Source organism: Methylobacterium sp. Gmos3, from assembly GCF_056430985.1.
The window spans coordinates 320,588-339,560 of record NZ_JBWJYL010000009.1 but is presented as its reverse complement, the minus strand read 5'-3'; the positions used below and the strand labels follow the sequence as shown (position 1 = coordinate 339,560).

General features: G+C 69.8%; 19 protein-coding genes. 5 read left to right on the top strand and 14 right to left on the bottom strand.

Annotated elements, in window-relative coordinates; genetic code table 11:
* Positions 1-137: 137 nt before the first annotated feature.
* Genes ACS5Q7_RS20655 through dapA form a run of 3 tightly spaced genes read right to left on the bottom strand, consistent with a single transcriptional unit; the run spans position 138 to position 2,124 of the window.
* Positions 138-710 carry a peroxiredoxin gene (locus tag ACS5Q7_RS20655; protein ID WP_478341126.1) on the bottom strand — a complete coding sequence of 191 codons (573 nt, stop codon included), beginning with the start codon at positions 708-710 and terminating at the stop codon, positions 138-140.
* A 16-nt stretch (positions 711-726) separates the two neighbouring features.
* Positions 727-1,200 carry an SsrA-binding protein SmpB gene (gene smpB / locus ACS5Q7_RS20650; RefSeq protein WP_243958833.1) on the bottom strand — a complete coding sequence of 158 codons (474 nt, stop codon included), beginning with the start codon at positions 1,198-1,200 and terminating at the stop codon, positions 727-729.
* Between the two features lie 27 nt (positions 1,201-1,227).
* Complete coding sequence (dapA, locus tag ACS5Q7_RS20645; RefSeq protein WP_478341125.1) at positions 1,228-2,124, bottom strand: 4-hydroxy-tetrahydrodipicolinate synthase; 897 nt, start codon at positions 2,122-2,124, stop codon at positions 1,228-1,230.
* A gap of 187 nt (positions 2,125-2,311) precedes the next feature.
* Here dapA and ACS5Q7_RS20640 point away from each other — a divergent pair, with 187 nt between their 5' ends.
* Positions 2,312-4,549, top strand: coding sequence for a lytic transglycosylase domain-containing protein (locus ACS5Q7_RS20640; protein WP_478341124.1), 2,238 nt, complete (start codon positions 2,312-2,314; stop codon positions 4,547-4,549).
* 6 nt (positions 4,550-4,555) lie between these two features.
* On the opposite strand, the gene metW is transcribed toward ACS5Q7_RS20640, so the two are convergent.
* The 3 genes from metW to ACS5Q7_RS20625 form a co-directional block, all read right to left on the bottom strand.
* Positions 4,556-5,236, bottom strand: coding sequence for a methionine biosynthesis protein MetW (metW, locus tag ACS5Q7_RS20635; protein ID WP_478341123.1), 681 nt, complete (start codon positions 5,234-5,236; stop codon positions 4,556-4,558).
* A complete protein-coding gene (gene metX / locus ACS5Q7_RS20630) occupies positions 5,233-6,438 on the bottom strand; it encodes a homoserine O-acetyltransferase MetX (RefSeq protein ID WP_478341122.1) in 1,206 nt (401 codons plus the stop codon). Before metX ends, metW begins: the two co-directional genes overlap by 4 nt.
* A gap of 111 nt (positions 6,439-6,549) precedes the next feature.
* A complete protein-coding gene (locus ACS5Q7_RS20625) occupies positions 6,550-6,717 on the bottom strand; it encodes a hypothetical protein (protein ID WP_478341121.1) in 168 nt (55 codons plus the stop codon).
* 260 nt (positions 6,718-6,977) lie between these two features.
* Between ACS5Q7_RS20625 and ACS5Q7_RS20620 the strand changes: the two genes are divergently transcribed.
* The 4 genes from ACS5Q7_RS20620 to ACS5Q7_RS20605 are packed head-to-tail and all read left to right on the top strand — an operon-like array spanning position 6,978 to position 9,585.
* Positions 6,978-8,102 carry a pyridoxal phosphate-dependent aminotransferase gene (locus ACS5Q7_RS20620; protein ID WP_478341120.1) on the top strand — a complete coding sequence of 375 codons (1,125 nt, stop codon included), beginning with the start codon at positions 6,978-6,980 and terminating at the stop codon, positions 8,100-8,102.
* Positions 8,095-9,048: a prephenate/arogenate dehydrogenase family protein gene (locus tag ACS5Q7_RS20615; RefSeq protein ID WP_478341119.1), complete on the top strand. Its 954-nt coding sequence runs from the start codon at positions 8,095-8,097 to the stop codon at positions 9,046-9,048. Before ACS5Q7_RS20620 ends, ACS5Q7_RS20615 begins: the two co-directional genes overlap by 8 nt.
* A gap of 50 nt (positions 9,049-9,098) precedes the next feature.
* A complete protein-coding gene (locus ACS5Q7_RS20610; RefSeq protein ID WP_478341118.1) occupies positions 9,099-9,284 on the top strand; it encodes an antitoxin PaaA2 family protein in 186 nt (61 codons plus the stop codon).
* On the top strand, positions 9,274-9,585 hold the full coding sequence (locus tag ACS5Q7_RS20605) for a type II toxin-antitoxin system RelE/ParE family toxin (protein ID WP_478341117.1): 312 nt from the start codon (positions 9,274-9,276) through the stop codon (positions 9,583-9,585). The genes ACS5Q7_RS20610 and ACS5Q7_RS20605 overlap by 11 nt, the downstream gene beginning before the upstream one ends.
* Positions 9,586-9,592: 7 nt before the next feature.
* Here the strand turns inward: ACS5Q7_RS20605 and ACS5Q7_RS20600 are convergent, their stop codons facing one another.
* The 8 genes from ACS5Q7_RS20600 to ACS5Q7_RS20565 all read right to left on the bottom strand — a co-directional run bounded on the left by ACS5Q7_RS20600 (position 9,593) and on the right by ACS5Q7_RS20565 (position 18,870).
* Positions 9,593-10,705 carry a DUF2125 domain-containing protein gene (locus tag ACS5Q7_RS20600; RefSeq protein WP_478341116.1) on the bottom strand — a complete coding sequence of 371 codons (1,113 nt, stop codon included), beginning with the start codon at positions 10,703-10,705 and terminating at the stop codon, positions 9,593-9,595.
* A gap of 99 nt (positions 10,706-10,804) precedes the next feature.
* Positions 10,805-11,251 carry a hypothetical protein gene (locus tag ACS5Q7_RS20595; protein WP_478341115.1) on the bottom strand — a complete coding sequence of 149 codons (447 nt, stop codon included), beginning with the start codon at positions 11,249-11,251 and terminating at the stop codon, positions 10,805-10,807.
* Positions 11,252-11,364: 113 nt separating this feature from the next.
* Positions 11,365-12,141, bottom strand: coding sequence for a lysophospholipid acyltransferase family protein (locus ACS5Q7_RS20590; RefSeq protein WP_478341114.1), 777 nt, complete (start codon positions 12,139-12,141; stop codon positions 11,365-11,367).
* A 9-nt stretch (positions 12,142-12,150) separates the two neighbouring features.
* Complete coding sequence (locus ACS5Q7_RS20585) at positions 12,151-12,657, bottom strand: hypothetical protein (protein ID WP_478341113.1); 507 nt, start codon at positions 12,655-12,657, stop codon at positions 12,151-12,153.
* Positions 12,657-15,854 (bottom strand): efflux RND transporter permease subunit, encoded by a 3,198-nt coding sequence (locus ACS5Q7_RS20580; RefSeq protein WP_478341112.1) that lies wholly within the window; start codon positions 15,852-15,854, stop codon positions 12,657-12,659. The genes ACS5Q7_RS20585 and ACS5Q7_RS20580 overlap by 1 nt, the downstream gene beginning before the upstream one ends.
* 58 nt (positions 15,855-15,912) lie before the next feature.
* On the bottom strand, positions 15,913-17,049 hold the full coding sequence (locus tag ACS5Q7_RS20575; RefSeq protein WP_478341111.1) for an efflux RND transporter periplasmic adaptor subunit: 1,137 nt from the start codon (positions 17,047-17,049) through the stop codon (positions 15,913-15,915).
* A gap of 106 nt (positions 17,050-17,155) precedes the next feature.
* Entirely contained in the window at positions 17,156-17,476 is a 321-nt protein-coding gene (locus ACS5Q7_RS20570; protein ID WP_478341110.1) for a rhodanese-like domain-containing protein, read from the bottom strand.
* Between the two features lie 83 nt (positions 17,477-17,559).
* Positions 17,560-18,870, bottom strand: a complete 1,311-nt coding sequence (locus tag ACS5Q7_RS20565; protein ID WP_478341109.1) for a glycosyltransferase family 4 protein — start codon at positions 18,868-18,870, stop codon at positions 17,560-17,562.
* Positions 18,871-18,973: the final 103 nt, after the last annotated feature.

Below are 18,973 nucleotides of genomic sequence, written 5' to 3'. Positions count from 1 at the left end.
TTTGCGAGCGACAGCGAAGCAATCCAGGGCAGCGGGACCTGAACGGATGTGGCGGATCCCTGGATTGCTTCGCTTCGCTCGCAAAGACGGGAGGCGCGGCATGATCCGGGTTTTCCCGAAAACGCCCTAGCCGCGCCTCAGGCCCGGCGGCTCGCTTCGAGCCACGCGACGACCTGCCGGGCGCTCTGGTCCGGCGGGAAGACCGGGTAGAACAGGTGCGTGACGACTCCGTCGTCGATCACCAGGGTGAGGCGCTTCAGCAGCGTCTCGCCGCCCGCCGCGAAGGTCGGCAGCCGGGCCGCCATCGCCAGGGCGCAATGGGCATCCGAAAGCAGCGGGAACGGCAGATGCAGGCGCGTCGCCGCCTCCGTCTGATACTCCCGCGTCTGCGTCGACAGCCCGAAGACGTGATCGACGCCGAGCGCCTTCAACTCGTTGAAATGATCACGGAAATCGCAGGATTGCGGCGTGCAGCCCCGCGCGCCGGGGATAGCATCCCAATCCTCCGTGAAGGCCGGCTTGCCCGGCTCGCCGGTGCGCGGATAGGCGTAGGCCACCGTGCGGCCCTTGAGCTTGGCCAGCGAAACCGTGCTCCCGTCCGTGGCGCGCAGGGCGACGTCGGGCAGGCGGGCGCCGCGCAGGTGGTCGGCGGCGCCGTCATCCACGGGAACCGGCAGATCGTCCGGCAGGCTCGTCAGACTGGCGCTCATCCCGTGGCTCCCCGCTCTATCCCCGGTCGCGCAGCAACCGGGCCTGATCGCGCTTCCAATCGCGCTCCTTCACCGCCTCGCGCTTGTCGTGGGCCTGCTTGCCCTTGCCGAGGCCGAGTTCGACCTTCGCCCGGCCGCGCTCGTTGAAGTAGATCTTCAGCGGGACGACCGTGTAACCCTGCCGCTGGGTGGCGCCGATCAGCTTGTCGATCTGGCGGCGGTGCAGCAGCAGGCGGCGGGGCCGCTTGGTGTCGTGGTTGAAGCGGTTCGCTTCCAGATATTCCGGGATGTATGCGTTGAAGAGCATCAGGTCGTTGCCGGAGGGGCCGGCATAGGCCTCTCCGATCGTCGCCTTGCCCCCGCGCAGGGATTTCACCTCGGTGCCGGTGAGCGAAATGCCGGCTTCGAGCGTGTCCTCGATGGAATAATGGAAGCGGGCGGCGCGGTTGTCGGCCACCACGCGCCGTCCGGGCTCCGTCTTCGGCGCCATGCGGGTCTGTCGTCCTTTTTAACTGAATCAGCCTTCGAGGAGGCCGGCGTGGCGCAGGGCATCGTCAACGATTCGGCGGGTCGCGTCCGAGATCGTCACGAGGGGCAGGCGAAGCTCCTCGCTCATGTGGCCGAGCCGCGAGAGCGCGTACTTCACCGGGCCGGGATTGGCCTCCGCGAACAGGCCGCTCTGGAGCGGGAACAGCCGGTCCTGGATCGTGAGCGCCTTGGCGTAATCGCCGGAGAGCGTGGCCTCCTGCAGGTCGGCGCAGAGCCGCGGGGCGACGTTCGCCACCACCGAGATGCAGCCGTGCCCGCCATGGGCGTTGTAGCCGATGGCGGTCGCATCTTCGCCTGAAAGCTGGATGAAGCTCTCCCCCATGGCCAGTCGCTGCTGACTGACGCGGTCGATCTTCGCGGTCGCGTCCTTCACGCCGACGATGTTCTTCAATTCGAAGAGCCTGGCCATCGTCTCGACGCTCATGTCGATGACGGACCTCGGCGGGATATTGTAGATGATGATCGGAATACCGACCGCATCGTTGATCGCCTTGAAATGGGCGTAGAGACCGCCTTGCGTCGGCTTGTTGTAGTAGGGCGTCACCACGAGCACGGCGTCGGCGCCGGCCTTCTCGGCGTGCTGCGCCCGCTCGATCGCCTCGGCGGTCGAGTTCGAGCCCGCGCCGGCCACCACGGGCACACGCCCGCCGGCCTCATCGATGCAGGCCTCGACCACCCGGTCGTGCTCGGCATGGGTCAGGGTCGGGCTCTCGCCGGTCGTGCCGGTGGGCACGAGGCCGTGGCTGCCCTGCTCGATCTGCCAGCGCACGAACTTTCGGAAGGCCTGCTCATCGAAGGCGCCATCGCGGAAGGGCGTCACCAGCGCGGTCATCGAGCCCCGCAGGCGGGCGGTCGTCTCGGTCATCTCAGGCGTCCCAGGGCAATCGTGCGGTCGTCTCGCCGCCACTTACCCGCGCAATCGTTGCGCGAGCGCGCAGACATAGGGGTTCGCGCGCGCCTTCGCAAACGGATCGCGGAGACGGTTAACGGGCTCTTAATCACTGATTGCCCAAGCTGTCTCCTTCACGCTGCCGTCGCGGAGGGGTGAGGTCGTGATCCGAGCCATCGCCTGGAAGCGCCCGCACCTCACGCTCATCGCCCTCGCGGCGAGCGCCGGGGCGGCCCTGGCCAGCGCCGGCGCGTCCGCAGCCGGCGCGACCGGGCCGGACACGCCCGCGCCCGCCGCCCTCCATACCCCGGATTCCGCCGAGCCGGCCCCCGAGGCGGTGCGCGCCGAGGAGACCGAGCTCAAGCCCGCCGCCGCCTCGGCCTACGCTTCCGCCGACCCGGACGCGCCGATCACCTTCCCGCTGCCGGATGCGGGCCTCGCCCCCGCCGCCCCGGTGCCCGAGGTGCCCGACCTCGCCAAGCCGAAGGCCTCCGGCGATACCGACCTGACCCTGCTGCGCGGGGCGATCGACCTCTACCGCAAGGGCAAGGTGTCGGACGCCGACCGGATGGCCGAGGGCTTCACCGATCCCGCCGCCCGTGCCCTGCTGCAATGGGTGGCGATCCGCGCCGGGGCCGGCATCGGCTTCGAGCGCACCGTCGCCTTCACCCGCGCCAACCCGGATTGGCCGGGCGGCCCGCTCCTGCGCCGCCGGGCGGAGGAGACGCTGCTCAGCGAGCGCAAGGCGCCCGCCACGGTGCGGGCCTTCTTCGCCACTGCCAAGCCGACGAGCGCGCCAGGCAAGTTCGCCCTGGCGCTGGCCCTGCGGGCGGACGGGCTCGAAGCCGACGCCGCCGACCTCGTGCGCGACCTCTGGCGCACCGAGAGCTTCGGCCGCAGCCTCGAAGCCAAGGTGCAGGACGCCTTCCCCGGTCTGCTCACCCGCCAGGACCACCGCTACCGGATGGAGCGGGCGCTCCTGAAGGAGGATTGGGAGAGCGCGGGCCGCGCGGCGGGTTATGCCGGCGGCAGCTACGCGAGCCTCGTGCGCGCCCGCCGGGCCGTCGAGGACAAGAGCTCCAGCGCCGCCTCGGCGCTGGCGGCGGTGCCGCCGTCGCTGCGCAACGACGCCTCTTACATCTTCTCGCGGGCACAGTTCTTCCGCCGGGCCGACAAGCCGGTGGAGGCCGCCGCCGTGCTCGCCAGCGCGCCGACCAACCCGGACGTGCTGGTCGATGGCGACGAATGGTGGGTCGAGCGCCGGATCGTCGCGCGCAAGCTCCTCGATGCCGGCGACGCCAAGACCGCCTACGCGGTGGTGAGCGGCCATTGCGCCCGCACCCCTGAGAAGAAGATCGAGGCCGAGTTCCACGCCGGCTGGATCGCCCTGCGCTTCCTCTCGGACCCCGAGAAGGCCGCCGGCCATTTCGCGCAGGTGGCGGCGCTCGCCGAGGGCCCGAACTCGCTGGCGCGCGGCGCCTATTGGCAGGCCCGCGCCGCCGAGGCGCTGGGCCGGACGGACGAGGCGAAGCGCTTCTACGAGAAGGCGGCCGCGCAGCCGATCGCCTATTACGGGCAGGTCGCCCGCGCCAAGCTCGGGCAGACGAGCCTGCCGCTCCGCGCCGTACCCGCACTGGAGAGCGCAGAGCGGGAGGCGTTCGACAACCGCCTCTCCGTGCGCGCCCTGCGTCTGCTGGAACAGGCGGGTCTGCCGGACCTCGCGCTGCCGCTCTACATCGATGCGGCGCGTGCGCTCACCGATGCCGGCCAGGCGCAGGCGCTGGGCGATGTCGCCACCGACGCGAAGGATGCCCGCGCCCTCGTGGCCGTGGGCAAGCTCGCCCTGCACCGGGGCCTGCCGCTGGACGCCCACGCCTTCCCGACCATCGGCATCCCGGCCTACGACACCTTCACCGCCGTGCCGCAGGTGGAGCGGGCCATGGTCTACGCCATCGCCCGGCAGGAGAGCCAGTTCGACGCGCGGGCGCGCTCCGGCGTCGGGGCGCGGGGGCTGATGCAGATGATGCCGGCCACCGCCCTGCGCACGGCCAAGCGGGTCTCCGCGTCCTTCGACCCGGACCGCCTGACGAGCGACCCCGCCTTCTGCGCCAAGCTCGGCCAAGCGCATCTCGGCGAGCTGATGGAGGATTGGCGCGGCTCCTACGTGCTCGCCTTCGCCTCGTACAATGCCGGCGGCGGCAACGTGAAGAAGTGGATCGACGCCTACGGCGACCCGCGCAAGGGCGACGTCGACGTGATCGACTGGGTGGAGCGCATCCCGTTCACCGAAACGCGCAACTACGTCCAGCGGGTGATGGAGAACCTGCAGGTCTACCGCACCCGCCTCGACAGCCGCAGCGCGCTGCTCATCGACGGAGACCTGCACCGGGGGGCGAAGTAGCGACCGCTACCCGCCCCTTCCATCCTTGCTCAGCAGGAACACCCCCTGCGCGCCGAACAGGTTCCACACCCACCACGGCAGGGCGACACGCATCGCCCGCCCGCGTGAATCGAGCGCAGCCGCCGTCTCGATCCGGGCGCCGAGCAGCCGGCACAGGACGACGAAGTCGCGGATCGTGCAATGGTGGATGTTGGCGGTCTCGTACCACGCGTCCGGCATCAGGTCGGTCACGGGCATCCGCCCGCGCAGGGCGAGTTCGGTGCGCACCCGCCAATGCCCGAAATTCGGGAAGGAGATGATGACGTGCCGCCCGATGCGCAGCAGGTGCTCCAGCACCTCGCGCGGCTGGCGCGTCGCCTGGATCGTCTGCGACATCACCACCACGTCGAACGCCCCGTCGGGATAGTTCGCGAGGTCGGTGTCGGCGTCGCCCTGGATCACCGGCAGCCCCTTCGCGAGACAGGCATTCACGCCTTCGCGCGAGAGTTCGATGCCGCGCCCGTCGATGCCGCTGCGGTCGCGCAGCAGGGCGAGGAGCGCGCCGTCGCCGCAGCCGATATCGAGCACCCGCGCCCCGGCGGGCACGAGGTTCAGCATCAGCAGGTGATCGACGCGGGCGCCGGTGTTCTCACGGGGCAGCGCCTCGGTCGCCTCCCAGGGGCGGGCGTGCGGGGTTGCGCCGCTCACAGGCCGCGCGCCCTGGCCGCCGCGTCGATGAAGCCGCGCGCGGCGGCGAACATCGCCGGCTCGTCGAGGAGGAAGGCGTCGTGGCCCTTGTCGGTCTCGACCTCCACGAAGGCGACCGGCGCGGCCGCCGCGTTCAGGGCATGGACGATGACCCGCGAATCGGCCGTGGGGAACAGCCAGTCCGAGGTGAAGGAGATCACGCAGAAGCGCGTTGTCGTGCCCCGGAAGGCGTTGGCCAGCACGCCGCCATGGTCCGCCGCGAGGTCGAAATAATCCATCGCGCGGGTGAGGTAGAGGTAGGCGTTCGCGTCGAACCGCTCCACGAAGCTCAGACCCTGGTGGCGCAGGTAGCTCTCGATCTGGAAATCGGCGTTGAACGAGAAGGTCGGCGCCGATCCGCCCTGGAAGCGGCGGCCGAACTTCCGGTGAAGCGCCGGCTCCGACAGGTAGGTGATGTGCGCACCCATCCGCGCCACGCCGAGCCCCTTGGCCGGGCGCGTGCCCTCTTCGAGGTAGCGCCCATCCGCCCAGGCGGGATCGGCCATGATCGCCTGCCGCCCGACCTCGTGGAAGGCGATGTTCTGCGCCGAGTGCCGGGCACCCGTGGCGATGGGCATCGCGGCGAAGACGCGCTCGGGGTAGAGCGCCGCCCATTGCAGCACCTGCATCCCGCCCATCGAGCCGCCGATGCACAGGAACAGGCTGTCGATGCCGAGATGGTCGAGCAGCATCGCCTGCGCCCGCACCATGTCGCGGATGGTCATGAGCGGGAAATCGAGCCCGTAGGGTCGGCCGGTCTCGGGGTTGATCGAGGCCGGGCCGGTCGTGCCCATGCACGAGCCGATGACGTTCGAGCAGATGACGAAGTAGCGGTCGGTGTCCACCGGCTTGCCGGGGCCGACCAGGGTCTCCCACCAGCCGGGCTTGCCGGTGAGCGGGTGGATGTGCGCGAAATGCTGGTCGCCCGTCAGCGCATGGCAGATCAGCACGGCGTTCGAGCGGTCGGCGTTGAGGGTGCCCGCCGTCTGGTAGGCGATCTGGAAGGGGGCGAGGCGCACGCCCGCATCCGTCAGGAGCGGCCTGTCGGCTCCGAAGCGCGCCACGGGGCTCTTCGGATCGAGGGATTGCGACGGCTCCGCGACGAGCGGGGCGGTCCTGTCGGGGGCGTCCGGCCGGGCGGCCGTGTCCAATCGGGTATCCATGTCCGGGTCTTCGGCGGCGCCGCCGGCTGCAAAACGCCCTGCGGCACGAAGCCGGAGGTAATGGCCCACCCCGGCAGCGTCAACGCGGATCGGCCGCGCTTCCCCGCCGGTTCAGCGGATGGCGGCGGCGCAAGCCACGAAGACGAGCCCGACCCCCGCCGCCGTGATGAAGCCGTTCGAGACCGAACCCGTATCCCCACGGCGCAGGCGTAATTCAGCCGCGACCGAAACCAGGATTCCGAGCACGAACAGCGCGCAGGGAAGAAGATCGTCCAGCATCATCGGCGAACCCCGGTCGATTCCGCCGCCTCTCGAGCGGCCGGGCAAAGGGCATTACGAAATAACAACAGGCCGGATCATGGCCGGTGCCCCGCGACATTTCTTCCAGGGTCCGATCGGACCCAAGTAAAGAGCCGGCCGCCCATCGCCGGGAACGGGCAGACCGGATGCATCGTCGCGGAGGCGGCACAGCTTCACGGTCGGGCGAAATGCTGTACAGGGACCGCATCGTCGCATCGAACCGCCGACCGGCCCGTCCCATGTCCTCCGTCAGCCCGCCCGCCCCCTCCCGCCCGGAACCGCGCCCCGGTGTCCTGGCGGTCGACCTCTACGTCCCCGGGAAGAGCGGGCGTCCGGGTCCGGGCAAGGTCCACAAGCTCTCCTCGAACGAGACGCCTCTCGGCCCGAGCCCGGCGGCCATCGCCGCCCTCCACGAGGCGACCGCCAAGCTGGAGACCTACCCGGACGGGCGCGCGACCCATTTGCGCACGGCCATCGCGCGGAAGTTCGGCCTCGACCCCGAGCGGATCGTCTGCGGCGCGGGCTCGGACGAGCTGCTGTCGCTGCTGGCCTACGCCTATTGCGGGCCGGGTACCGAGGGCATCTACTCGGAGCACGGGTTCCTCGTGTACCGGATCGCAATCCTGGCCTCGGGCGGCACCCCCGTCGTCGCGCCGGAGCGCGACCTGACCACCGACGTCGACGCCATCCTCGCCCGCGTCACCGAGCGCACGCGGATCGTCTACGTGACGAACCCGAGCAACCCGACCGGCACCTACCTGCCGTTCAGCGAGATCCGCCGGCTCCATGCCGGCCTGCCCGCGCACGTGCTCCTCGTCATCGACGGAGCCTACGCGGAATACGTGCGGGCGAACGACTACACGGCCGGGCTCGAACTCGCCCTCGAGGCCGAGAACGTCGTGATGACGCGGACCTTCTCCAAGATCTACGGCCTCGCCGCCGTGCGGATCGGCTGGATGCTCGCCCCGGCCCATGTCGCCGACGCGGTGAACCGCATCCGGGGTCCGTTCAACGTCTCGGGTCCCGCCATCGCGGCGGGCGCGGCGGCCATCGCCGACGAGGCGCATGTGGCGGCGGCGGCGGCGCACAATGCCGAATGGCTGCCCAAGCTGACCGACGGCGCACGGGCGCTCGGCCTCACCGTCACGCCGAGCGTGGCGAATTTCGTGCTGATCCACTTCGCCGACGAGCCCGGCCGCTCGGCGGAGGACGCGGATGCGTTCCTCACCGAGCGCGGGCTCATCACCCGCCGCGTCACGGCCTACGGCCTGCCCAACGCCCTGCGGGTGACGGTGGCCGGCGCGGAGGCCAACACCGCCTTCCTCGCGGCGCTCGGCGATTTCGTGCGGGGCGCCCGTGCCTGAGACCCAGACCGCCGTGCCGTCCTTCGACCGGATTGCCATCGTCGGCCTCGGGCTGATCGGCTCCTCCATCGCCCGCGCCGCACGGCGCTACGGGCTCGCGCGGGAGATCATCGCCGTCGATGCCGACGCGGCGGTGCGCGAGCGGGTGCGCGAGCTCGCCATCGCCGATGCCGTGACCGGCGATCCGGCCGAGGGCGCGCGCGGCACGGACCTCGTGGTGCTGTGCGTGCCCGTGGGCGCGATGGGGCCTGTCGCCGAGGCGATGGCGCCGCACCTGAAGCCGGGCGCCATCGTCTCCGATGTCGGCTCGGTGAAGGGCTCGGTGGTGGCCGCGATCCACCCCCACCTGCGTGAGGGCGTCCATCTCGTGCCCGGCCACCCGATCGCGGGCACGGAATATTCCGGGCCGGATGCCGGCTTCTCGACCCTGTTCGCCGGGCGCTGGTGCATCCTCACCCCGCCGGAGGGCACCCCGGACGAGGCCGCCGAGCGCGTCCGCGCCCTGTGGGAGGGCATGGGGGCGCTGGTCGAGACGATGAGCCCCGAGCACCACGACCTCGTGCTCGCCATCACCAGCCACGTGCCGCATCTGATCGCCTACAACATCGTCGGCACCGCCGCCGACCTGGAAGCGGTGACGCAATCCGAGGTGATCAAGTTCTCGGCCAGCGGCTTTCGCGATTTCACCCGCATCGCCGCCTCCGACCCGACGATGTGGCGCGACATCTTCCTGAACAACCGCGACGCGGTGCTGGAAATGCTCGGCCGCTTCAACGAAGACCTCGCGGCCCTCGCCAAGGCGGTGCGTTGGGGCGACGGCGACGCCCTGCACGCGATGTTCACCCGCACCCGCGCCATCCGCCGCAGCATCGTGGCGCTGGGCCAGGATACGGCGGCCCCGGATTTCGGACGGCCGCGCCCGGCGGAGGGTGAGGCCAAGGCGTGACAATCCCCGGCCCGGCGGTAGAGTGGCGCCGAACGAGGGAGTTCGCCCCGATGCATGTCAGCAAGCCTGAAGACGCGCCGATCGACTGGGAGACGTCCGAGTTCGACGCGTATCTCCGCGCAAAGGTGCAGGAAGCGCTCGACGATCCCCGGCCGACGATCCCGGCCGAGGAAGTCTTTGCCAGATTGCGGGCTTACCACGCAGAGCGGTTGAACGCCGCCTCCGGTGACGCGTAGAGTCGAGTTCTACCCACTCGCCGAGGCAGACCTTATCCACTTATACAACTATATCGCGACAAACTCCGGCGCATTGCGCGCAAGCCGCTATATCCAGCGGATCGAGCGCCTCTGCCTTGGCCTCTCGGAATTTCCCGAGCGGGGCACTCCGCGCCCGGATCTCGTCCCTGGCGTCCGCACCCTATCGATGGATCGACGTGTCCTCGTCGCCTTCACCGTGACGGAGGATCTCGTTCTGATCCTTCGCATCCTCTATGGCGGGCGGAACCTGTCGAGAGCGGATGTGCCGACGCTCCATTGAGCCATCCTCAATACAGCGGCGGAACCCGCACGTTGGGAATCGGAAACCCGCTGAACAGCACCTGCCCGTTCACGAGCTTGAGCGGCGGCAGCGGCTTCAGCGGCGGGCCGGAGCCGGCGGGGGCTTCCTCCGCGCGGGCGGCGCCCTTGCCGAGGCCGAGCAGGCCGCCGACGAGTTGGCCGACCAGCGCCCCCCTCTCCGAGCCGAAGCGCTGGCCCACGACGCTGCCGATCAGCGCATCGACGCCAGCCGCGCGAAGGTCGATCTGGCCAACCGGGCGGTGGGTCTCATCGAGCGCGATCTGGCCTCTCGCCTGGATGCGCTGATCACCCTTGGCGAGGGACAGGGCACCGATCTCGAGCAGGCCGCCGGCTTGGCGCCACTTCTCCAATTCGCGTGGCACCGCCCCGGTGCCGATCACCATCGCGTGGGTGATCGTCGTGTCGAGGGAGACGTCCACGGGCGCGGCGCTGCCGGTGAGGGCATCGAGAGTCGGGATCGCGGTTTGGGAGAGTTGCAGGTTCACCTCGACGGCACCGTCCGACTCGTAGCGGGCCGGCGAGGGGCGGGCGTGAAGCTCGAGATGCCGCCCTTCCAGGGAGATCGGCTGCGGCTCGGCCCCCGCCACGCTCACCTTCGGGCCATCCACCACCAGGGAGAGGCGGGTGAAGCCGTCGCTCGCGCCGTGGAAGCTGCCCTGGAGGGCGTTCCACGAGGCGTCGCCCGTGAGGGCGCCCTGCTCGGCATGGAACGGCCCCACGCTCTTGAACACCACGAGACGAGGCTGGTAAATCTGCGCCACCAATGTCGTCGGGCCGAGGCGGAAACTGCCATCGGAGCGGGCGAGCGTTAGCGACGTACAGCGCAGCTCGATGCGGAAGGGATACCCGGTCAGGCTGCGATCCTGGCAGGTCCATGTCCGCCCGGCATTGGCCTCGCGGGCCACCCAGGCATCCATCTCGTGCTCGACCTTGCCGCGGATCCAGAACCACGCCCCCGACCAGACCGCCACGAGGAGGGCGAGGAGGATGTAGGGCAGGAACAACCCGAGCCGCCCGCGCCGCCGGGTCCGGGCGACATCGCTCGCGGCCCCGTTGCGGCCGTCCATCCCCTGCGTCATGCGCGGCGTCCCCCCAGGGCCTTGTCAGTCGGGCCGTCTCTCCGGCCCGCGGCCCTATCCCGGCGGGAGGCCGCGGCGCAAGGGCCGCGGTGCCGCCGATCAGACCTGACGGGGCTCGGCCGTCTCGGGGCGGAGGTCGTCCACGATGGCCCCACGCTCGCCCTCGTCCTCGGCCAGACGGTGGATGTGAAGCTCCGTCGCGCCGCTGTGCCGTGCGCGGTCGAGCCAGACCCGGCGCAGATGCTCGCGCGGGCTCTCGCCCGAACTCGCCACCGAGACCATCTGCGCGATGCCCGACGAATCGCGGCGCACGGCGATGGTCACCGAATCGGACATCTTCTCCGGGTCGAACTCCACCGCCGGGTGGACGCCGACGACGTAGCGGCGGCCGGACCGCCCGCGCCACGCCGACAGCGCAAGCGCCGGGGAGCCGCGCAGACCTTGAGCCGTTCTCAAGCGTTCCTCACGCACGTCCTGTCTCCGTAAGCGATCGTCCTTCAGGTCGCGGAGCGCGGCCGACCAGGACAGGGCCCGTCTGTTCGTCATTTGTTCTCAATTAGAACGTGTTTTCCACAGACGTCAAGGACGCTGTGGCCATGACGGAGAGATGGTGGCTCGGAGAGTTATCCACAAGGCTGGGACAGCCTCGCGGCAGGGGCTCAGCGGCGCGGCGCGACCGCCGGGGACTCGCTCGAGGAGACCTCGTAGCCGGCGCCGGCAAGGTCCTTCAGGCCGCCGCCGAGGAGGGCGTTCGAGGCGGCTTCGATTCGCTCCTGCACCAGGGTCTGGAAGTCCGTGCGGGGCAGGCCGGGGGCGATCGGCGGCAGGATGTCGATGATCGCCTTGCCGGGCCGGCGCACGAGGCTGTTGCGCGACCAGAACAGGCCGGTGTTCAGGGCAATGGGCAGGCAGGGCACGTTCAGCGCTGTGTAGAGGTGCGAGATGCCCTGCTTGTAGGCGGGCGGCGCTCCCGGCGCCCGGCGGGTGCCTTCGGGGAACACGATGAGCTGTGCGCCGCCGCGGATGGCATCGGCGGCGGCGGAATTCATCAGGCTCATGGCCCGCGTTCCCTTGGACCGGTCGATCGCCACCATGCCGCCGCGCGAGAAGAACCAGCCAACCAGGGGGATCAGCAGCAGCTCGCGCTTCAGCACGTAGGCGAAGCGCGGAAACACCGTGCAGAGCGCCAGGGTCTCCAGCGCCGATTGATGCTTGGCCGCGACCAGGACCGGCCCTTCGGGGATGTTCTCCAGCCCCCGGAACTCGACCTCCGTGCCGGCGATGACCCGCAGCAGCCAGAGCGTGACCCGCGCCCAGAGCCGCGCGACGCGCAGCACGCCCGGCCGAGTCGCCAGGAACGGAAGGCCGAGCACGGCGATCAGCGTCGTTGCGAGGTAGAAGCCGATGTTGAAGGCGAGGGAGCGCAGCGCAAGCATCGCCCTCCTTTAGCGCGCCCCCTGCCCGGCTTCCAAGGGCGCGTTTCCGGCGCTCCGCCCGGCGACGAGCCAGTAGACCAGCCCGGCGCAACCGCCGACGACGAACAGGATGAGGGTCAGCCGCGCCTCCGCGGCGGCGAGCCCAGGGGCGCCCGGCCGGGGCGAGCCGCGCGCCAGCCAGGGCAGCGCCGCCGTGAGCAGGCCGCAGCCGCCGCCGTACCAGAGAAGGCCCCGCCGCCCCAGCGCCTCCCCCGTCAAGCCGACGAGGGCGGGCGGCACGAACAGCAGCACGAACAGCGCCTTGGCGAGCCCGGCCACGAACAGGAGGAAGCCCTCCGGCGGGAGGCCGGCGGCGAGATCACTGAAGGCGGCATCGAAGCCGGCGAGTGCGCCCTGCGTCAGCCACGCATTCGCCCCCGGATCGAGCAGGAGGGCGAGCATCAAGGCGAGGCTCCCCGCGACGACCGCGAGGAGCAGGGCGAAACCGCCGAGGAAGATGCGGCCGAGGAGCCGCATCAGCTGTGGGCGGGCGTCGCCCCTCCCGTGCCATGGTCGGTCTTCTTGCGCCGGAAGCTGCCGAGCCAGATCGAGAGGTGCCGGATCACCACGTAGAAGACCGGCGTCAGGAACAGGCCGAAGAAGGTCGCGCCGATCATCCCGAAGAACACCGCCGTGCCGAGCGCCTGGCGCATCTCGGCGCCGGGGCCGGTCGCGATCACCAGCGGCAGGGTGCCGAGGATGAAGGCGAAGGCGGTCATCAGGATCGGCCGCAGGCGCAGGCGGCAGGCTTCCACCGCCGCCTCGACCGGCCCGCGATGCTCGCGCTGCTCGATGTCGTGGGCGAATTCCACGATCAGGATGGCGTTCTTGGCCGCGAGGCCGATGAGCACGATCAGGCCGATCTGGGTGAGGATGTTGTTGTCCTGCCCCCGGAACTGCACGCCGCCGAGCGCCGCGAGCACGCCCGTCGGCACCACCAGCAGGATCGCCAGCGGCAGGGCCCACGATTCGTACTGCGCCGCCAGCACGAGGAAGACGAGGAGCACGCCCAGCGCGAAGACGTAGCCGGCCGTGCCGCTCGCCGCCTTCTGCTGGTAGGCGATCTCGGTCCAGTCGTAGGCGTAGCCGTCCGGCAGGGCCTTCTTGGCGATCTCCTCCATGGCGGTGAGCGCCTGACCGGTGGACACGCCGGGCTTGGCCACGCCCTGCACCGGCACCGAGTAGTACAGGTTGAACCGCTGCACGATCTGCGGGCCGCTCACGTTGCGTACGCTGGCGAGCGTGCCCATCGGCACCAGGGCCCCGGTCGAGGACCGGACCTTGATCTGCGAGATGTCCTGCTCGGTGGAGCGGAACTGCGCGTCGCCCTGCAAGCGCACCTGATAGATGCGGCCCAGCGTGTTGAAGTCGTTCACGTAGGTGCCGCCGAGATCCGCTTGCAACGACGAGAAGACGTTGGCCAGCGGCACGTTCAGCATCCGCGTGATGGTGCGGTCGATGTCGAGGTAGAGCTGCGGCGTGTCGTTGCCGAAGGTGGTGAAGACGCGCGTCACGTCCGGGCTCTGGTTGGCCTGGGCGAGCATTTCGCCGGTCGCGGCGAGCAGCTGGTTGATGTCGGAGGATTGGCGGCTCTCCACCTGCATCTTGAAGCCGCCGCCCTGGCCGAGGCCGCGCACCGGCGGCGGCGGGATGACGATGATCCGCGCCTCCTCGATGTTGGCCGTGGCCTTCATCACGTCACCGGTGATGACGCCCGCGCTGCGGCCGTGCTCGGCCCTCTCCTTCGCCCCCTTGAGGGTGAGGAACATCACCGCCGAGTTGGTGGTGTTGGTGAAGGTCGCGCCGTCGAAGCCGGCGATGATCACCGCGTTGGTCACGCCATCGACCTTGCGCGCCTCCGCCGCCGCCCGCAGCACCACGCTGGTGGTACGGTCGAGGGAGGCGCCCGAGGGCAACTGCACGACGCCGATCAGGTAGCCCTGGTCCTGGTCCGGGATGAAGCCCGTGGGCGTCGTCTGCGCGAGGTGGAGCGTGCCCCAGATCACGCCGGCATAGACCAGCAGCATCACGCCGAGGCCGACCACGCCCCCGGTGAGCGTCCGAATCACCCGCCCGTAGCCGTTCGAAGTGGCATCGAAGGCGCGGTTGAAGCCGTTCGCCAGCCAGTTCACGAACCGCGTGAGGAAGAAGCGCGGCTGGGCCCGTTCATGGTGCGGCTTGAGGAGAAGCTTACACAGGGCGGGCGAGAGGGTGAGGGAGTTGAAGGCCGAGATCAGCGTCGAGGCGGCGATCGTCAGGGCGAACTGCTTGTAGAACTGGCCCGAGATGCCGGGGATGAAGGCGGTGGGAATGAACACCGCCGCCAGCACCAGGGCGATGGCGATCACCGCCCCGCCCACCTCGTCCATGGTCTTGTGGGCCGCGTCTCCCGCCGACAGGCCCTCGGCCATGTTGCGCTCGACGTTCTCCACCACGACGATGGCATCGTCCACCACGATGCCGATGGCGAGCACCAGCCCGAACAGGGTGAGGTTGTTCAGCGAGAAGCCGAAGGCCGCCATGGCCGCGAAGGTGCCGATGAGCGACACGGGGATGGCGATGACCGGGATCAGCGCCGTGCGCCAGCTCTGGAGGAAGACCAGCACCACGATGACCACGAGGCCCACCGCCTCGTAGAGGGTCTTGTAGACCTCCTGGATCGACTCCTCGATGAATTCGGTCGGGTTGTAGGCGATGCGGTACTCGACGTCCGGCGGGAAGTTCTTCTTGACCTGCTCCATCACCTTCTTGACCGACGCGGCGGCGTCGAGGGCGTTGGTGCCCGGCCGCTGGAAGGCGCCGATGCCCACGGCGGGCGTGTCGTTCAGGAACGAGTTGGTCGTGTAGTCCTTCTGGCCCATCTCGACGCGGGCGATGTCCTTCACCCGCACGAGGCGCCCGTTCTGCGCCTTGATGATGACGTCCGCGAACTCCTCCGGCGTCTTGAAGCGCGCCTGCGATTGCACGACGAGCTGGAACGCGGCCGTCGACGCGGCCGGCGGCGAGTTGAGGGCGCCGGCCGCCACCTGCACGTTCTGCTCCTGAAGGGCCGTCGTCACGTCGGTGACGGAGAGGCCGTAGGCGGCGAGCTTGTTCGGATCGACCCAGATGCGCTCGGCGTACTCGTTGCCGCCGAAGATCGTGATGTCGCCCACGCCGTCGAGGCGCAGCAGCTCGTCGCGGATGTTCAGGTAGATGTAGTTGGCGAGGTAGTTCTGGTCGTAGGTCTTGTTCGGCGAGAGCAGGTGCACGACCAACATCAGGTCGGGCGAGGCCTTGCGCACGGTGACGCCGAGGTTGCGCACGTCCGGCGGCAGGCGCGGCTGCGCCACCGACAGGCGGTTCTGCACCAGCACGTTGGCGATATCGAGGTTGGTGCCGACCTTGAAGGTCACGGTCAGCAGCATGTTGCCGTCGTTGGTCGACAACGACGTCATGTAGAGCATGTTGTCGACGCCATTGACCTCCTGCTCGATCGGCGTCGCGATGGTCGCGGCCACGGTCTCGGCGTTGGCGCCCGGATAGGAGGCGCGCACGGTCACGGTCGGCGGGACGATCTCGGGATATTGCGAGACCGGCAGCGTCTCGTAGGCGACGAAGCCCAGGATCAGGAAGACGATCGACGTGACGGACGCGAAGATCGGCCGGTCGACGAAGAAGTGGGCGAAACGCATCGGTCGAACCTCATGGAGAAGCAGCGGCCCTTGCGGGCTCGCGGCGCCTCGTCCCGTTTCAGGTCTTGCTCGGCGGCAGTTCGGTGGTCTCAGGGTTGACCTTCACGCCGGGGCGGACCCGGGTCAGGCCGTTCACCACCACCTGCTCGTCGCCCTTCAGGCCGTCCTGGATCACCCGGTAGCCGTCGACCTTCGGCCCGAGCTTCACGTCCTGCTGCTTGATCACGTTGTCCGGCCCCAGAACGTAGACGATCCGCTTGTCCTGGTTGGCGGCCACCGCGTCGTCGGGCAGCAGCACGCCCTGGGCGGGCTTCGTCGCGGGCATCGAGACGATGCCGAACAGGCCGGGCTTGATGAACTTGTCGGCGTTCTCGACGGTCGCGCGCAGCAGCACCGTGCCGGTGGCGGTGTCGACCCGGTTGTCCACGAAGTCGAGGGTGCCCTTGCGGGTCGGCTTCGCCTCGCCCGAGAGGGCGATCAGGATCGGCACGCCCTTGCCCCGCTGGGTCTGGCCCATGCCGATGCCGAGGGAGCTCTGATACTTCAGGAACGACTTCTCATCGACGGTGAAGCTGAAATAGATCGGGTCGAGGGACACGATCGTCGTCAGCATCGTCTGGTCGGCGATGACGATGTTGCCCTCGGTGACGAGACGTTGGCTGATCCGCCCGTCGATGGGCGACTTCACCTCGGTGAAGTTGAAGTTGAGCTGCGCGTTGTCGAGGGCGGCCTGGGCGCTGTCGACATCGGCCTGCGCGGTCTGCGACGCCTGCCGGCGCTGGTCGGTGACCTGCTCGGAGATGTTGCCGCTGCGCGAGAGCGTCTGGGCGCGCTCGAGGTCGGTGACGGAGAAGTTCTGCCGGGCCTTGGCCGAGGAGAGCGCCGCCTGCGCCTGCTCCAGCGCCGCCTTGTAGGGCCGCCGGTCGATGACGAAGAGCACGTCGCCCTTCTTCACCGTCTGGCCGTCCATGAAGTTGATCTTCTCCAGGTAGCCGGTGACGCGGGCGCGGACCTCGACATACTCCACCGGATCGAAGCGACCGGTATACTGGTCCTTCTCCACGATCTCGCGGACCACGGGCTTGGCCACCGTCACCTTGGGCGGGGGGCCGCCCGGAGCCTGGGCGAAGGCGGAAGTCGCTGCCGCGGCGAAGCCGACGAGGAGCGGGAGAGTGCGTGCGAGCCGGCTGCGCATCGTTCTTTTGGGGTCCCTTGGCAATGGCGCGCTACTCCCGCACCGGCCAAAACGCCTGTGCGCGACCACACATGACGGTGTTCGCAACACAGCCGCACAGGAAACTCTAGGCGATATCCTCGCCCGCCGAATACCAATCCTTGAATCCGCCCCGATAGTGCTCGGAGAGCGTGAGCCCCGCCCTCTGCGCGAGCGCGAGGGCCTGGACCGAGCGAACGCCCGCCGCGCAGGACAGGACGGGCCTGCGCCCATCCTTCTCCACCAGTTCGGCGAGGGCGGCGGGGTCGAATTCCGAGAGCGGATGAGAGACGGCGCCGGGAATATGGGCCGCCTCGTATTCGTGCGCCTCGCGCACGTCGATCACCAGGATCGACCCATCCGCGAGACCTTGTTTGACCGTCTCGCGATCGAGGTCGACCACATTCATCCGACATCGCTCCGGCGCGTCTCATCCACGACGCTGACGCTTTTCCATATTCGTCAGCGACCGGTGACGCAACTCGCGCGGCGTCACAGAGCGGCCAAGGTCGGTCCCACCGCCGCGAAGTGTCCGGGCCAATCCGGGGGCCGGTATCCGTCGAGGCGCGCGGCGAGATCCGCCCGGAGGGGCGAACCCGCCTGCATCAGACTCTCCACCGATGCGAGCCAGCCGGGTCCGTCGAGGGGATCGTGGAACAGGGCCAGTCCCTCCGCAATCTCCCGGTGCGCCGGGATGTCGGAGGCGACGACCGGCAAACCCGAGGCGGCGGCCTCGACCACGGGAATCCCGTAGCCCTCGGTGAAGGAGGGCATCAGCAGGGCGGTGCAGGAGCGCATCAGCGCCGCGAGGCCGTGGGTGGACAGGCCCGACGCCTCGATGACGTGCGCCTTCACGCCGGGGCAGCGCTCCAGCATGTCGATGGCGCTCTCGGCCTCCCAGCCCCGTCGCCCGACGACGACGAGCCGGGGCGTCGCCGCCCCGTGCTTCTCGGCCAGGACCCGCCAGAGCTGGAACAGCAGCAGGTGATTCTTGCGCGATTCGATGGTGCCGCAGGCGAGGAAGGTCGGGCGGTCCGGGATGAGGCGCGACCCGTCGATTCCGAAGGCCCGCTCGACGCCGAGATGCCCCACCGCGACGGGCGGGCGCGGGACGCGCCATGCATCGAGGAGGGCCAGGGTGCGCCGCCCGGTATCCTCGGAATTGACGAGGATCGCCGCCGCGTGCCGCCCCACCGTCCGCATCCGGATCTCGTGCCGGGCGGCTTCGCCGTCGCGGCCGTATTCGGGATGGCTGATCGGGATGACGTCGTGGACGAAGAAGGCCGCGCGCACATCCCGGCGGTCGTACAGCCAGTCGAACCGGCCGGGCCTGTCGAGGCGCAGATGCGAGGTGTGGAGATAGAGGCTGTCGCGCGGCAGGGCCGCGATGGGCCGCGACCGGGCGAGGATCCGCGCCACGGTGCGGGCCTGGATCAGCCGCCTGTCCCGCGCGGAGGCGGCCGGCTTCGTCGCCGGCTCACGCGCCTCGCCGCCGAGGGGCGCCCCGAGGCGCCCGGCGAGCCGGCGATAGGCCGGATCCTCCTCTGCCGGGCGATCCTCGACCCACCCGGCCTCCACCGCCGCCACGATGGACCGCGCCTCCTCGCGCGGGAGCACGCGGGGGCCGAGCGCCGTGGAGACCACGCCGACGCTGTTCTCCCTGCCATCGAGAAATTCATGCGCATAGGCGAGATCGACCCGGTCGATTCCCGACGGACTCGCATGCCGCAGCCGTGTGACGAGGCGGGTGAGGTCGAAGGCGGTGGGGCGCTGGATCGTGTCGGACAGGGCTTGGCCTCGCATCGCGATGGAGTGCCCCTGCCTAGCCGCCCCGGCTCCGCGGGACCAGCGCCGGGACGCGATCCCGCCCTTCGGTTGTGGCGGATGCGCGGTTGCGTGCGTTTCA